This is a genomic window from Sphingomonas sp. 10B4 (assembly GCF_035019905.1).
Lineage (GTDB): Bacteria > Pseudomonadota > Alphaproteobacteria > Sphingomonadales > Sphingomonadaceae > Sphingomonas > Sphingomonas glacialis.
On record NZ_JASJVC010000048.1, the window covers coordinates 1 to 14,679 of the forward strand.

Here is a 14,679-nt window from a genome sequence, read left to right on the forward strand (position 1 = left end):
GGATCATGTTGGAACATGAATCGCTTCCGGACCACAACGCAACCTCTTTTCCGGCTCCTCAATGAGTCAGGCTATATCTCGACTTCGTTGTCGAGATTATTCGTCGCTCCGATGACCAGAAAGGCTTCAAAGTCCTGCCCCGCCGGTGGGTCGTCGAACGAACCTTCGGATGGATGATCAGATGGCGACGCCTCGTGCGTGATTACGAGCAGCGCATCGACGTCTCGCAGGCCATGATCATGGTCGCCATGGGCGGACTCATGCTACGCAGAAACGCCCATCCGTGATTTTCCAAACGGACTCTCACGCTGGCCGACGAAACCCGACAAGATCGCGTAGCGGCTTGGGTTTCCGTGCATCAACTTCCCAATATCGACGAGGCCATTCACCCCGGGCATGTGCAGATCGAGCAACACCAGGTCGAATGGGCTCTCGCTGACGAGCCTCGTCTTCACGTCGGGCGCGTTCGTCGCGCTTACGACCTGCGCTTCGGGCCAATGCGCCTGCAGCATCGATGCAACGGCATCGAGCACCAGTTCATGATCGTCAGCGATCAGAAATCGCATCGCGCCCTCCCCTACTACCGGGTGAGGTTAAGCCTCACCAATATCGCTTGTAAACGTCCGTCACTTGGCGGCTTGGCGAGCGTTGCGTCAATGTCAGCCGAAATAGCCGATCCCAACGCGTTGGAACAGAGCACAATCGGCAGATCCGGGCGGACTGCCTTGACCCGTTGAGCAAGTTGGTCGCCGCTCATGGTTGGCATCGATCGGTCGGTAACGAGCAGCTGCACAAAATTCGGTACTCTTACTAGAAAGTCCAACGCCTCGCCCGGGCTGGAAAAGCTGACGACTCCCCACCCCCGCGCTTGGAACAAGACCTCTAGGCGGCCGAGTGCGATCGGATCGTCATCGACCAGCAGAACATTGCCAACCGTGTCCTCAGCCAGGCGTGTCGCCTCGTCACCATCCGCCCGACCATGTTCGACACCGTGCGCCGGCAGATCCAGGACAAAGACGCTACCGACACCCGCCGCGCTGAAGATCGCCACGCGGCCGCCAGTCGTCTCGACCAGGTCTTTGACCGACGTCAGCCCGATCCCGCGCCGTCGCCCGCCACATTTGGTCGACACGAACCGTTCGAGTGCGTGATCGAGCACGGTTTGTGGCATACCTTCGCCCTCGTCATGAACGATGATGCGAGCCATCGTTTCGTCGATATCGCTGCCATAGATAAGTCGGGCAGCGGGATCGAACGGGAGCGTCGGGGGCACATATCCAGACAAGCTCTGCACCTCGATTCGTAAGACCGATCCGCTCACGGTCATCGCCTCGATTGCATTCTTGAAAATGTTGGTCATCGAACGCGCGAAGAGGGTTGGGTCGGCGGCAATGAACAGCGGCGCCTCGGGAACCTTGCAATACGATGTCTGCGCGATATCCAGCAACGGCGTCATGACTTCGCATAGCCGCGGCACCAGATCGGTCACGTCGCAAACCTTTTCGGCGGGCGCGGCATAATTGGGTAGCAGCTGATTGAGCACCGATCGCGCCTGACGCAAGGCATCGAAGACTGACATCAACAAGCGGTGCGGCTCGGGCTGATTGCATTGCTTCTCGAGCAGCGTCGCCGCCGCATCGATCGCGCCCAAGAAATTGGAAAAGTCGTGGGTGACCGTCTCGACCAATTGATCCAAGGCTGCAGCGCGGTCGGCTTCGATGACCCTGCGGCGGAGATCGGCGGTTTCCTTCTCCCGGATCCTGCGTTGGCCGATGTCTCGGGTAGAACACAGGATGCCGCCATCCTCCAATTGCGTGAGGATGAGATCCTGAAAGACGAGCGTTCCATCGACGCTTCGACCGGTCACCTCGCCGTTCCATCGACCATCGCGCGCGAATTGCGGCATCACTTCCTGGTCGAAGTGAGCCAGGGCATCATTATCATACAAGCACGCCCATGACTGTCCGATCAAATCCTGGGGACGGTCGAATCCGAACATCTGCGCGTGCGCCGTGTTCATATAGGTATAAACGCCGTTGCGATCGGTCATCGCTATACCTTCGCCGGCAGTATCGATCGCTACCGATAGGCGGCTGACTTGCGCGATCTGGGCAAGCAGTTCGTGGTTCGACGCTTCGAGTTCGGTCGATTTTTGTTCGAGCAAATGTTCTGCGATTTTACGCGCGGCAATTTCTCGCTTCAATTGAAGCTTCAGCAAATCAGCACTGTCGGACATGACGGCGGACCTATGTTACGAGATCGACGACAAACTCCGCGAACCGTTCCGTGCGGGGTTCGGCATCAATACGCTCGATTCGGTAAATATCGCCACATCCGAACGTGTCCATCGTAGCTTCCAGCATCCCTCCGCAAAATGCTGCCATCGGGCGCTGCGACTCATAGCGCAGCACGAGCCGTTGCTCGCCTTGGCGTTCGACCACCTGCACGCTCGGAGGATTGGAATCTTTGTAGAGCTTGCGGACGTCCTGGTGAATCACGCCATGGACTTTTTCGAGGAAATCGAACGGATGCATATCCGGCGGGATAGCGTGACCGGCGACGAGCAAGGGTAATGTTCGACACCCGAACCGGCGGCTGAAATCGTCCCCCGTAATCTGCATCGCCTCCGCAAACGCGTGATGCAACCGTTCGAACTCGGAAAACGGATACATCCCGACCGACGTGTAGGCAGCACCCGATTCCAGGTTGAGCCGGAGCATCTCTCGCTCGACTGTGGTTTCGCCCAGTTCGCGCTGCGCGAATTCGACCATATGGACGAACAAAGCGCCCTTCATCATGTATATATCCATCCGAACAGCATCTCCTACCCGTCGGGTCGATTCAATCTGGCCATCTGGTCAGGTAGGCGAAGCGCTCGACCGTGTTATATACAGTTTCAGCGCGCCACTGTCCCCCCTCCCGGCGCGCAGAAGAGAGGCCTCGGAAAGGAGCCAGCAGTATCTTCTGGCTCCTTTTTTGATAATCGAAGCATAACCTCTCCATATGGTCAGTATCGCTGACCAAAACGTCATCCCTTACTGATCTTTTGCGTCATCGATCATGACCACCTGGCCAATAGTCCATGGCCCGGCCTTTGCGCATCATGGCCCCAGCAGATCGAAACGATGCGAGGGTGGGATGATTAGTCTCTTGATTTTGCAAGTTGCCGCAGCGGGCGTGGTCAGCGACCGCATGCCCAATACGCCGATGGAGTTCCAACGCGACGCCAATTTCAACCGCGTCGTCATAACGGGCTCGGCGTCCGATCGCGGTCAAGCGTTCAATCTGGCCGCGCGAAACGCCGGCCCGGCCGCAGACCGCGCGACTGCCATCGCCAATATGATCAACGTCACCGTTTACGGCAGCAACAACACCGTCGTCGTCCAGGCGCGACAGCAAAATAGCGGGCGACAGCAGGCAATCGTCGGCGTCAGCCCCTCTGCGCTGGGGCAATGATGTCATGAACATCGCTGCCAAACGGCTTCAAGCCCTCGCCCTTCTTGCAACCGCCTCCGCGCTTGGCGCGTGCACGACGATGGCGCCCCCGCCCCCGCAGTATGTCACCCCGCTCAGCGGCGCGCAGGTCATCGATGATGACACCGCCTATTCGCCGCTGCTGCGGTGCCTGGCCGCGACCTCCGCCAATTCGGTCCGTCCGCGGATCGCCGTGGGCGAGGTGGCGGATTATACCGGGCGGCTCGACGGGCTGAACGGCACCGTCGCCCCGCAGGGTGCGGCGCTGATGGTCATGTCGGCCATCTCCAAGGCCGGATTCCCGCTCGCCGAGCGCCTCGACCTGCGGATCGCGCGGCAGGAGCTCGATTACGCCAACAGCAAGTTGCTCGGGCCCGATGGCAAGCCGACCGACGCCTATCGCCGGATCTATTCCGGGTCGATCGCCGAAGCGGACATGATCGTCCTCGGGGGGATCACCGAGCTCGATTTCAATATCCAGAGCGATGTGGCCGAAATTTCGATCGGACCGGTCGGTGGCGGCGCACGCTCCTACGTCATGTCGGTCGGCGTCGATCTTCGCTTGATCGATGCGCGCAGCCTGCGGGTGATCAAGGTCATCAGCCTGCAAAAGCAGATCCGCGGCCGCGAACTGCGCGCCGGCATTTTTGAATTTATCGGCAACACAACCCTGGATCTCGGCGTCGGAAGGCGCCGCCAGGAGCCGGTGCACGGAGCAATCCGGGCGATCATCGAAAAAGCGGTGATCGACCTGATCGCGGGGCAGCGCGGGGCCAATGCGCCCGAGTGCCCCTCTAACGTCCCGACGGTGTCGTACATCGCCGGGTCTCGCCCACAACAAGGTGTTTCAACAGGAGAGAAGAAATGACGAAGTTCAATTTGCTTGCATCGGCTTGCCTCGCCTTTCTCGCGGCGACGCCGGCAATGGCGCAGATCACCCTGCCGACCCCAACCCCTACCCCTACGCCGAGCCTGCCGGTCCCCACACCGGGTCTGCTCAACGTCAACGTCGACCTGTCGACCGGCCAGGCGCTCGGCAACCAGTCGGTGCTGAACGCGATTGCCAATGTCGGTGGTCCGTCGCTGGTCGGCGTCTATCTCGACCTGCTCAAGGGCGCGACGTCGGGTGGCAATACCCAGTTGCTCAATCCGTCGATCCTCGACGCCCTGAACACCGTCGGCGGTCCCAGCCTGGTGAGCTCGTTCAAATCGCTGATCGGGTCGACCTCGCGCAACGTCGATTATGTCAACGGGCAGATCAACGCGGCAAACCAGGCCTCGACCGCCAACGTCCTCGCCGCCACGACGACGACGCTCAACGCCACCGCAGCGTCGATCGGCAACAGCTACTCGATGAACGCAGCGGCCCGCGCGGTTGCCGATGTGACCCAGGGCAATACCGGTAACGGCACCAGCACGCTGAACAGCATGCTGAGCACCGTGACCACCGCCACCCAGACTGCAGCCTCGATCGGCAACTCGGCGTCCTTCACGTCGCCCGCATCGGTGCTGGATCTGTCGATCGACCAAAACAATAGCGGTGCGCAGACGGCAACGCTGGTCACCGTGGCGAATGCGGTAACGAGCGCCACGTCGACCGCCGCTGCGCTCGGCAACTCGCTTTCGGTCGAGATGCCCGGCGGCAGCGTCATCGCGGCTGCACAGCGCAACTCCGGCACGGTCATTGCGGATCTGACGGGCACCGTCAGCAACGCGGTCACCTCCACCGCGACCGCCGCGGCGATCGGCAATTCGTACTCGCTCAACAGCTTGAACAGCGGGCTCGCGGGCAATGTCGGCAGCTCGGCCAACCAGTGGAACAACGCGGGGCAGATCGCAAAGATCGGTGCCTCGCTCGCCACCACGACCTCGGCCGCAGTCACCGCCGCTGCAATCGGCAACAGCGTGAGCATCAACGTCAAATGATGCGGTTCCCCACACCGCGCCAACCCGCGGTGTGGGGAATGCTTTTCAGAGGGGATTTGCCATGAGCCTGATTCATATTTCTGAAAATGACCCGTTGGTGAGCACTGTGCTGTGCCAACGGCTCAGTGCGCACGGGCATACCATCGTCATGACACCCGACGGTGATTCGTGCCTGCGCGCGCTGCAATGGACGCGACCCGATCTGGTCATCGCGGACGCGCGGCTCGCCGACATGACGTCGATGGAGTGGCTGGACGCGCTCAACACACGCGGCTTCGGACAATTGCCCAAGATCATGCTGTTCCAGCCGGGCGCGATCCGCGATCGAGTCAGGATCGCCCGGACGGGTCTGGCTGCCTGCCTTTCCAAGCCGGTGAACTTGGAGAACCTGCTCAGGCAAGTGTTCCTCAGCCTGGACACGCGTCATGCGGCGGCAGCCTGATCACGGTCTTTTGCTTGCGGCTGTCCTGATGGCCGCGGGCGCGACCCCCGCAGCCGCGCGAGAGCCCGCGTCGTGGCAGGCCGATCTCGACGCGGGCGTATCGATCCTCCCCGGGCGCGACACTCAGTGGTCTGACTTCGCGATCTCGCTCGGGCGGGTCGGCCCCGAAACTGTCACTGCGGCGCAGATTCAGCGCGCGCGCCGCTTCGGCCGGAGCGAATATCTGATCGGCGCGCGCCATGAGCACCGGATCGACGATGCGCTCGACCTGTATGGTGGCTTTGCGATCGGCACCGGTAACCGGTTCTTGCCAGACTGGCGGGTCGATGCCGGGCTCTCACAACGCGTCAGTCGCACGGCTGCGCATACCGACTTGCTACGGTTCGGCGCGGGGATCGCGCGCTACGGGCAGGGAACGGTCATCACGCTGATGCCCGGCGCGATGCGGTATTTTGCGTCGCGCAATGCCTTTATCGGGATCGACGCGATCGCCGTGGACGCGCCCGACGCGCGGTGGCGCTTCGGTGCCCGCGGCCAGGCCGGGTTCGACCTCAACCGCCACCTGGCCGCCCGCGCGTGGCTCGGCATCGCACCGGAAACCGAACGCGGCCGAACGGAAATCGTACGGAGCGCAGCGCTCGGCCTGATCGTCTCCGGTGCCCGACGCCGCAGTTTCCGACTGACACTCGCCGGTGAGAATCGCGCAATCGGTCCGGACCGAGTGACGGTCTCGATCGGCATCACACAAGCATTTTGATAGGGAGAGATACGATGATCGTGAGCTCGGTACTCTGGAACTGGGCAGGTTTTCTGATTCTGCTCGGCCTCGTGTTCGTTACGGTCTCGATCATCGGCCGCCGCATTGGCGACGCCCGACGCCGAAACGCCGCCGATGTCGCCGCCGTCCGGATAGCCTTGTTAATTGGTGGGCTCACCGACGCGGGCACCCTTCCACCGCGGCCGTCCCAGAAGGAGCGTCTGGGATGGATTAACGCCGCGCGCGACCTGGGTGACGTCATCGACGGACCTGATCGCAAACGCCTCGAACAAATTTTCACGCGCTGGATGGGCGACGCGCAGCGGAACGCCCCGGATCGCCAAGGAGCGCCATCATGACCGAGCCAAGCCTGATCTTTTGGGCGGAGTGCGTCGCCTGGGCCGTTTTGATCAGCGGGATGGTTCACGCCGCGCTGTACGCCTTCCTGCTGCTCGTGGCAGCGACCGGCTTTTTCGAGCGGACCAGCGAGCGCGATTCGACTCGGCTCGCGCGCAAGCAGGATGCCGATCTGCCCACCGTGTCGATCATCGCGCCGGCTTTTAACGAGGTGGAGACCGTGGTTGACTCGGTCCGGGCGCTGCTGCGCCAGCACTATCGCGATTATGAAGTGATCGTCGTCAATGACGGCTCGACCGACGCCACGCTGGAAGTGTTGCTCGACGCGTTCGATCTTCATCGCCGTGTCGACCAGGTGCCGACGCACCCCCTGATCCGCGCTGTCTTCGTCTCGGACGTCTATGGTCTTACCGTCATCGACAAAGCAAACGGCGGCAAAGGGGATGCGCTCAATGCTGGCATCTCTATTGCCACCAGCAAATTATTTTGTGCGATCGATGTCGATTCCGTGCTGGAGCCCGACGCTCTGTTACGCGCGGTCCGTCCGTTTCTGGACGATAGCCGGACCGTAGCCGTGGCGGGAACCGTCCGCGTCGGCAACGGCTGTCCGATGCGCAAGGGACACGTGCTCCATGCCGAATTGCCGAGGCAGCTTCTTCCGCTGATCCAGACGGTCGAATATCTGCGCGCCTTCCTGATCGCGCGCTATGCCTGGAGCAGGCTTGGTGCTCTGATGATCGTTTCGGGAGCGTTCGGAGTGTTCGACCGCGAACGCGTGCTGGCAGCCGGTGGCTACCGCACCGACACCGTCGGCGAGGATGCCGAACTGATCGTCCGGCTTCACCGGATTGGGCGAGACGAAAAACGGCCGGCGCTCATTCGCTTCGTGCCGGAGCCGGTGTGCTGGACGCAAGCGCCGACACGGCTTCGGGATTTGAGTACGCAACGGCGTCGGTGGCAACGTGGCGCGCTGGAAACGATCAGCCTGCACCGTCAGATGATCATAAACCCGCGCTACGGAAATGCTGGGTGGCTCGGCCTGGGCTCGATGGCATTGATCGACGTGCTCGGCCCCGCATTGGAGGTCGCCGGTTATCTCGCAGCCTTTGTTCTCGCGGTACTGGGGGCGATTTCCTGGAGCATCTTCTTCGCGCTGTTCGCCGTCGTATCCGCCTTTGGTTTCCTGCTGAGCGCGGCGGCAATTGCGCTCGAGGAGGTCGAAATTCGTCGCTTCAGCGACCGCTCCGCCTCGCTCCAATTGCTTGGCGCGGCATTCATCGAGAATTTCGGGTATCGCCAGATCAGTAACCTGTGGCGCCTTCACGGCTGCTGGGATCACCTCCGCAAACACCGCGGATGGGGCCAGATGACACGGGCGCCATTTGCGACATGACGAAGCGAATGCGGTTCAGTCTCGGCGCGAGTAGGAGCGTGGATCCGCGTGGTGCGATCGGGTGGTCGCCAGGTCGATGCACTGGCCTGTGAGAGTCCTACGAAGCCGCGCCACGATCGGATCGTCCGATAGGCGGCGAAAGACAGCGGGCGTCAACGTCGCCGACTGCCGTGCTGCGGAACAGCAGCGGTTATCTGGGCGTCAGGAGCGCGACCCTGGCGTCCGAGGCCACCAAGGGTCGGCACCGCGACGCTAGGCGTTGGTTGGCAACGGCATAGGGGCTCTGCAACGGTTCCCTGATACCGCGTCTTGATACAGTGGTGGCCCCGCCGCGCGCTTTGCTGACTGGAACCACGGTTTTCTGCCGTTCCCCGTATCTGCAACAGGTACTTGGCTGGGGCGGCAGGGTTCGAACCTGCGAATGGCGGCATCAAAAGCCGCTGCCTTACCACTTGGCGACGCCCCAATCCGGGAGGGCGGTGCTTTAGGCGGTGAATCCGAGCTTGGAAAGCCCGGATTCGCACGTCACAGCACGCGCTCGAGCCAATTGTGCGGATCGGGCGCGGTGCCGCGCTGCAGATCGATCAGCGCCTGACGCAAACGCACCGTGGTTTGGCCCGGGCCACCGCTGCCGATCTGGAAATCGCCGTCGCGCATTTTCATCGTGCCGATCGGCGTAACGACCGCCGCGGTACCGCAAGCAAACGCCTCGACCAGCCGTCCAGTCTCGGCATCCGCGCGGCACTGCTCGATCGCATACGGCGCCTCGCGCACGTCCAGCCCCATATCGCGCGCAAGGATCATCAGCGAATCGCGCGTGATGCCGGGCAGGATCGTACCGGTCAGCGGCGGCGTCGCGATGCTGCCGTCGTCGAACACGAAGAAGATGTTCATCCCCCCCAGTTCCTCGATCCAGCGCCGCTCGATCGCGTCGAGGAACAGCACTTGGTCGCAGCCGTGCCGCGTCGCCTCGGCCTGCGCGATCAGGCTGGAGGCATAATTGCCGCCGCACTTTGCCGCGCCAGTTCCGCCGGGTGCAGCGCGCGTATAGTCCTGCGTCACCCACAGCGTGACCGCCGGCGCGCCGCCCTTGAAATAGGCACCGACCGACGAGGCGATCACGGCGTAGAGATATTCGGTCGATGGCTTCACGCCGAGGAACACCTCGCTCGCGATCATGAACGGGCGCAGGTACAGCGCGCCGCCGTCGATCTCGGGGATCCAGCCAGCTTCCTGGCGGACCAGCGCGCGGACCGATTCGACGAACAGCGCCTCGGGCAACGGGATCATCGCCATCCGCTCGGCCGAGCGGCGGAAACGCGCGGCATTCTCGAACGGACGGAACAGCGCTGCGCCACCGTCAGGCAGGCGATACGCCTTCATCCCCTCGAAAATCTCCTGCGCATAGTGCAGCACCGCCGACGCGCTATCCATCTGGAACGGCGCGCGCGCCACGATCTTGGCATCGTGCCAGCCGTCGCGCTCATTGTAGCGGATGGTGACCATGTGATCGGTAAAGACACGGCCGAAGCCGGGATCGACCAACATCGCACTACGCTCGTCGAGCGGGATCGGCGTTGCATGCGGTTCGATCGCGAAGACGGGGGCCGAGGTTGCGTCCGAAGGAAGGCTGTGCGCGTCGAGACGATTTTGCTGCATGGAATGCGACATTCTGTTACAATTTGGGGATTGAAGGCGTGTACGGGGTGCGCCAAAGGCGGTCAACAATGGCCACCGCAATCGCCTCCGCCTCACCGCTATTCCTGCGCGAACCCGAAATCCGGCGCGGGATCGAGCTGATGTATTTCGCACAGAGCACGCTTGCGCGCACGACCGAAACCCGCCTTGCGGCGATCGGCCTCGGGCGGGCGCATCATCGCGCGATCTATTTCATCGCACGGCATCCCGATCTCACCGTCAGTGCGCTGCTCGGGCTGCTCGGCATCACCAAGCAATCGCTCGGCCGCGTGCTCAACGAATTGGTCGACCGCGCGATGGTCGAGACGCGCGTCGGCGAACGTGACCGCCGCCAGCGGCTGTTGCGGCTAACCCCCGAAGGCGCCGCGCTCGAGACCGAGCTGTTCGAGACGGTACGCCAGCATTGGGCCTCGGCCTATGCGCGCGCCGGGCAGCAATCGGTGTCGGGGTTCTGGTCGGTGCTCGAGGGCATGATCGGCGAGGACGACCTGTCGCGCCTCTCCGGACTGCGCGGCTAAGCACCCCCTACACGGCGTCGCTTATCCGCGCGCCGCGGCCGCCATTTCGGCGTTACGTCGCGTCGATGCCGCGATCGTTTCCGTAAGCAATACCTTCAGCGCGTCCCGATCATCGAGCACGTCGAGCCCTCGACGCGTCGAACCGCCCGGACTTGCGACGTGCTCGGCAAGCACTCCCGGCGCGATCTCGGCCGCTGCGGCGAGCAGCGCCGACCCCTCGACGGTCGCGAGCGCGAGGCGCTCGGCCTGCGCCGCAGGCAAACCATTGGCGACGCCAGCCGCCGCAAGCGCATCGATGAAGCGGTAGAGAAACGCCGGCCCGCTGCCGGCAAGCGCCGTCACCGCGTCGAACTGCGCCGGATCGACCCATTCGACCAGCCCGAGCGGCGCCATCAGCGCGACCACGTCCGCTCGCACAGCGTCGTCGCGGCTCGACGACTCGAGCGCGACCACGCCCTTGCCGATCGCGACGGGCAGATTGGGCATCGCGCGGACGATCGTCTGCGCATCGAACCGCGCCGCCAGCGCGGAGTCCTCGACCCCCGCGAGGATCGAGACGAGTATCGGAACACCCGCAAGCCGCGCGGCAAACCGGCTCGCCACGTCATCGATCTGCTGCGGCTTCATCGCGAGGATGACGGCATCGGGCAAATCGCCGCCAGGAAGATCGCGCGACTGCCGCACGCCATCGGGCAAAGCGCGGTCAGCGCGGTTAACGACATCGACCTGGTCGCCGGCGAGCACGCCGCTCGCAACCCAGCGGCGCAGCATCGCGCCGCCCATATTGCCGCACCCGATCATCCAGAGGCGACCGAGCGTCACGCTTCGCCTTGCGTCTCGGTCATTGCCGCGGCGAGCGCTTCCTTGGGGGTCTTGCCGCCCCACAGAACGAACTGGAACACCGGATAGAAGCGTTCGCACTCGTCGATCGCGCTTTCGACGAGCAACTCGGCGGCGCCGAGCGACATCGTGCCGCCCTCGCCCTCGATCATCGCAGCGTGGCGATAGAGCAGGATCCCGCTCGACGACCACAATTCGAAATGCCCGACCCAGAGCTGTTCGTTGATCAGCCCGATCGCCTCGTAGATCGCACTGCGCCGGTCATCCGCGACGCGGATGTCGGGGAAAGCGAGGAACTGGATGACGCTGTCTTCCTCGCGCCACAGCGCGCGAAGCTCGTACTGCGTCCAGCTGCCCTTGACCTTGGCAATGACTTCGTCGTCCTGCCGCTCATGCTCCCAGCCGTGCGCTGCGAAATAGCTTTCGAGCATGTCGATCGGTGCGGCATCGTCGCGGTCGAAATCGGCTTCATCGAGCATCACAACACGTCTCCCGCACCCGCATTACAGGATGTAGGGGCCCCGCAACAGGCAACGCACTGGCCCGAGGGCCCAAGCGCCGAGAAATCTGTGGAAAAGATCAGATCAGCCTTCCGCCTTTGGCGCCGTAGCGAGCTTGGCCTCGAGCGCATCGAGCCGGGCGCGCAAGGCATCGGCATCGTCGCGGGCTGCCGCCGCCATCGCCTTGACCGCGTCGAACTCATCGCGCGAGACGAAATCGAGCCCGCCGATCCACTCCTTGGCGCGCGCGCGTGCGCCGGCTTCGGCTTCACGCCCCACGCCCGCCAGCGTCCCGGCTGCGCCGTTGAGGAGCTTGGCGAAGTCGTCGAAAATCTTGTTGTCCGATTGCATGAGACGAAAATCCAGTCGCGTTAGATCTTGATGATTTGGGTGGTGGACGACGACGGCGCAAGGGTTTCCGCGCCAGGGTTCAAGTCCATGATCCCGTAATTGAGGTAGAAGGCAACAACCAGCCACGCAAGATAGGGCACCAGCAGGACCGCCGCGAGCGGGCGGATTCGCGCGAAGACGAACGCCATTGCGAGCGTCAGTGCGAACATCGCGACGACGATGCCGAGCGCGACGGTCACTTGATGCATGCCGAAGAAGATCGGCGACCAAGTGAGGTTGACCGCCAGTTGCACCACGAACAGCAGGATGGCGAGCGTGCGCAGCCGCGCGCCGCGCGCATACAGGATCATCGCCAGCGCGAGCCCGAGCAGGATGTAGATCAGCGTCCAGGCGACCGGAAAGGCCCAGTCGGGCGGGGTCAGCCGCGGCTTCACCAACGCACCATACCAGGCGTTCTGGGATCCGCCCGGCGCCAGTCGCGCGGCGGTGAAGCCGAGCAGCAGGACGAGCGGCACCGTCACCACTGCCCAGCGCAGGAACGCCAGCCGCAATTGTTGCTTCGATGCGATCTCTCTCAAGCCCTACGCCCTTCCCGCCTCGATTGCGCCGCGCCGATCCCCGACGTGACGGCCAATCCGGCCATATACGAGATTCTGCCGCATGTAGCTGCTAATTTCAGGGCATTGCGGGCGGAATGTCCCGCGTTGCAGCAATCAGGAATTCGACATTCCCCTCGGGGCCCGTGATCGGGCTCTCGACGATCGTTGCGACCGACCACCCCTGCGTGACGACCCAAGTCGAGACCTCGTCGCAGACGCGCGCATGGATCGCGGGGTCGCGGACCACCCCGCCCTTGCCGACCTCGCCACGCCCGGCCTCGAATTGCGGTTTGATCAGCGCAAGGAGCTTTGCCGCGGGCTTGGCGAAACGCAACGGCGTTTCCAGCACCTTGGCAAGGCCGATAAAGCTCGCGTCGCAGACGATCAGGTCGACCGCCTCGGGGATGTGCACCTCGGTCAAAATCCGCGCGCTGGTCTGTTCGTGCACCACGACGCGTGGGTCCTGCCGCAATTTCCAGGCGAGCTGGTTGGTGCCGCTGTCGACCGCGTAGACCCGCATCGCACCGCGTTGCAGCAAGACGTCGGTAAAGCCACCCGTCGACGAGCCGACATCGATCGCCACCGCGCCCGTGACGTCCCAACCGACGGTATCGAGGCCATGCGCGAGCTTGATCCCGCCGCGCGAGACCCAGGGATGATCGCGCCCGCGCACGTCGAGCAGCACATCGTCGGCAAGCGCTTGCCCCGGCTTGTCGATCTTGCGCTCGCCGGCAAAGACCAGGCCGGCCATGATCAGCGCCTGCGCGCGGGTCTTGCTCTCGGCGAGACCGCGATCGACGAGGAGTTGGTCTGCACGAAGCTTGGGCATTCCCGCTTCCAACGCGAAGTCGCCGCCGACCGCAAGGGGCATCCGAGTCGGAGCGCGCCGGAGACGCGTGATCGCCGCCGCCCGATGCGCCCGATCCGGTCCATCGCAGGACGCCGTCGTTTCGGCGCAAGCCCATTGCCGATCGGATCAGTAGAGATAGCTTTTGCAACAGGGCGTGGCCGCGCGGCGTCCCCCTAGAGCACGGGCGGCCACGTCTCCGATCCTGATCGCTACCGTGCCGCTGCGACGCCCGATTTAATCGAAGAACAGATACGCGGGATCGAACTTCGCAAAGTCCCGCAACGCGTCCCAGTCGAGGATCTCGACCTCACCCTGTCGGAACGCGACCATCCCGCGTTCGCGCAACTGCCGCAGCATCCGGTTGGCATGGACCGCGGTCAGACCGGTCGCATCGGCCAGATCGACTTGCGTCAGCGGGAGCGGGAACGTCGTCGTCTCGGCCTGCCCGATCCGCTTGAGCCGCGTATACATCTCGCAAAATAGGTGCGCGAGCCGGATCGCCGCGCTGCGCGCGCCGATCGAGACGATCCATTCGCGGTTGATCGCTGCGTCGATCAGCGTCGAGCGCCACAGCAATTCGGTGAGCGATGCCGATTCCGTGGTCAGCGCGCGGACGTCGGCATGCGGGAACAGCGCGACGCGCACATCGGTGAGGGCTGCGACCGAATGCTCGAGCCGCTTGAGCGGATACGAATGCAAGTCGACGAAATCGCCCGGAATGTGGATCGCCAGGATCTGTCGTCGTCCCTCGGGCGTGTCCTTGTAGCGTTCGACAAAGCCTTCGAGCAGCAGCGTGCATTGCGTCAGCGGGGTCTGCTGGCGCACGATGATCTGCTTGGGGCTATAGGTCGCGGTCCGCACGACCGCCTTCTCGAGCGCGGCGCGCTCTTCGGCGGTAATCGTTGGAACACGATGGGTTTTCAGAAACAGATCGGTATACATGGCCCCCTCCGCGGCGCGGGAACATGCGCTGG

At 63.5% G+C, this 14,679-nt stretch carries 18 protein-coding genes, 1 tRNA gene and 1 pseudogene; 9 read left to right on the forward strand and 11 right to left on the reverse strand.

Features of this window, described 5'->3' with window-relative positions; genetic code table 11:
* Positions 1–77: 77 nt before the first annotated feature.
* Positions 78–287: pseudogene (locus tag QN347_RS13555) on the forward strand (transposase); the annotation flags it as partial.
* On the opposite strand, the gene QN347_RS13560 reads toward QN347_RS13555, so the two are convergent.
* Genes QN347_RS13560 through QN347_RS13570 form a run of 3 tightly spaced genes read right to left on the reverse strand, consistent with a single transcriptional unit; the run spans position 264 to position 2,798 of the window.
* Positions 264–566 (reverse strand): response regulator, encoded by a 303-nt coding sequence (locus tag QN347_RS13560; RefSeq protein ID WP_322159770.1) that lies wholly within the window; start codon positions 564–566, stop codon positions 264–266. The pseudogene QN347_RS13555 and the gene QN347_RS13560 overlap by 24 nt on opposite strands.
* Before the next feature lie 14 nt (positions 567–580).
* Positions 581–2,236, reverse strand: a complete 1,656-nt coding sequence (locus tag QN347_RS13565; protein WP_322159771.1) for an ATP-binding protein — start codon at positions 2,234–2,236, stop codon at positions 581–583.
* A gap of 10 nt (positions 2,237–2,246) precedes the next feature.
* Positions 2,247–2,798, reverse strand: coding sequence for a heme NO-binding domain-containing protein (locus QN347_RS13570; protein ID WP_323494059.1), 552 nt, complete (start codon positions 2,796–2,798; stop codon positions 2,247–2,249).
* Positions 2,799–3,060: 262 nt separating this feature from the next.
* On the opposite strand from QN347_RS13570, the gene QN347_RS13575 reads away from it, so the two are divergent.
* The 7 genes from QN347_RS13575 (at position 3,061) to QN347_RS13605 (ending at position 8,349) form a co-directional block, all read left to right on the forward strand.
* Entirely contained in the window at positions 3,061–3,456 is a 396-nt protein-coding gene (locus QN347_RS13575) for a hypothetical protein (protein WP_322159774.1), read from the forward strand.
* A 4-nt stretch (positions 3,457–3,460) separates the two neighbouring features.
* Positions 3,461–4,342, forward strand: a complete 882-nt coding sequence (locus QN347_RS13580) for a CsgG/HfaB family protein (RefSeq protein WP_322159776.1) — start codon at positions 3,461–3,463, stop codon at positions 4,340–4,342.
* Positions 4,339–5,400 carry a hypothetical protein gene (locus tag QN347_RS13585; protein WP_322159778.1) on the forward strand — a complete coding sequence of 354 codons (1,062 nt, stop codon included), beginning with the start codon at positions 4,339–4,341 and terminating at the stop codon, positions 5,398–5,400. The genes QN347_RS13580 and QN347_RS13585 overlap by 4 nt, the downstream gene beginning before the upstream one ends.
* Before the next feature lie 61 nt (positions 5,401–5,461).
* Complete coding sequence (locus tag QN347_RS13590; RefSeq protein WP_322159779.1) at positions 5,462–5,842, forward strand: response regulator; 381 nt, start codon at positions 5,462–5,464, stop codon at positions 5,840–5,842.
* Positions 5,843–5,852: 10 nt separating this feature from the next.
* On the forward strand, positions 5,853–6,599 hold the full coding sequence (locus tag QN347_RS13595) for a YaiO family outer membrane beta-barrel protein (protein ID WP_323494060.1): 747 nt from the start codon (positions 5,853–5,855) through the stop codon (positions 6,597–6,599).
* Positions 6,600–6,613: 14 nt separating this feature from the next.
* Entirely contained in the window at positions 6,614–6,958 is a 345-nt protein-coding gene (locus QN347_RS13600) for a hypothetical protein (RefSeq protein ID WP_189676773.1), read from the forward strand.
* A complete protein-coding gene (locus QN347_RS13605) occupies positions 6,955–8,349 on the forward strand; it encodes a glycosyltransferase family 2 protein (protein WP_322159781.1) in 1,395 nt (464 codons plus the stop codon). The genes QN347_RS13600 and QN347_RS13605 overlap by 4 nt, the downstream gene beginning before the upstream one ends.
* Positions 8,350–8,740: 391 nt before the next feature.
* On the opposite strand, the gene QN347_RS13610 is transcribed toward QN347_RS13605, so the two are convergent.
* Positions 8,741–8,815 (reverse strand) — tRNA-Gln (locus QN347_RS13610).
* 59 nt (positions 8,816–8,874) lie between these two features.
* Positions 8,875–10,008 carry a branched-chain amino acid aminotransferase gene (locus tag QN347_RS13615; RefSeq protein WP_322159783.1) on the reverse strand — a complete coding sequence of 378 codons (1,134 nt, stop codon included), beginning with the start codon at positions 10,006–10,008 and terminating at the stop codon, positions 8,875–8,877.
* A gap of 68 nt (positions 10,009–10,076) precedes the next feature.
* Here QN347_RS13615 and QN347_RS13620 point away from each other — a divergent pair, with 68 nt between their 5' ends.
* Positions 10,077–10,565 carry a MarR family winged helix-turn-helix transcriptional regulator gene (locus tag QN347_RS13620; protein WP_133187121.1) on the forward strand — a complete coding sequence of 163 codons (489 nt, stop codon included), beginning with the start codon at positions 10,077–10,079 and terminating at the stop codon, positions 10,563–10,565.
* Between the two features lie 21 nt (positions 10,566–10,586).
* Here the strand turns inward: QN347_RS13620 and proC are convergent, their stop codons facing one another.
* The 6 genes from proC to QN347_RS13650 all read right to left on the reverse strand — a co-directional run bounded on the left by proC (position 10,587) and on the right by QN347_RS13650 (position 14,647).
* Positions 10,587–11,366: a pyrroline-5-carboxylate reductase gene (gene proC, locus QN347_RS13625; protein WP_322164090.1), complete on the reverse strand. Its 780-nt coding sequence runs from the start codon at positions 11,364–11,366 to the stop codon at positions 10,587–10,589.
* Positions 11,367–11,383: 17 nt separating this feature from the next.
* On the reverse strand, positions 11,384–11,884 hold the full coding sequence (locus QN347_RS13630; protein ID WP_133191897.1) for a YbjN domain-containing protein: 501 nt from the start codon (positions 11,882–11,884) through the stop codon (positions 11,384–11,386).
* 105 nt (positions 11,885–11,989) lie between these two features.
* A complete protein-coding gene (locus QN347_RS13635; protein WP_133187119.1) occupies positions 11,990–12,256 on the reverse strand; it encodes an accessory factor UbiK family protein in 267 nt (88 codons plus the stop codon).
* 20 nt (positions 12,257–12,276) lie between these two features.
* The gene (locus QN347_RS13640; protein WP_189676771.1) at positions 12,277–12,834 is read right to left on the reverse strand and encodes a TspO/MBR family protein; all 558 of its coding nucleotides are present in this window, start codon (positions 12,832–12,834) and stop codon (positions 12,277–12,279) included.
* Positions 12,835–12,931: 97 nt separating this feature from the next.
* Positions 12,932–13,684 (reverse strand): TlyA family RNA methyltransferase, encoded by a 753-nt coding sequence (locus tag QN347_RS13645; RefSeq protein ID WP_322159787.1) that lies wholly within the window; start codon positions 13,682–13,684, stop codon positions 12,932–12,934.
* A gap of 255 nt (positions 13,685–13,939) precedes the next feature.
* Entirely contained in the window at positions 13,940–14,647 is a 708-nt protein-coding gene (locus QN347_RS13650; RefSeq protein ID WP_322159789.1) for a Crp/Fnr family transcriptional regulator, read from the reverse strand.
* Between the last annotated feature and the right edge of the window lie 32 nt (positions 14,648–14,679).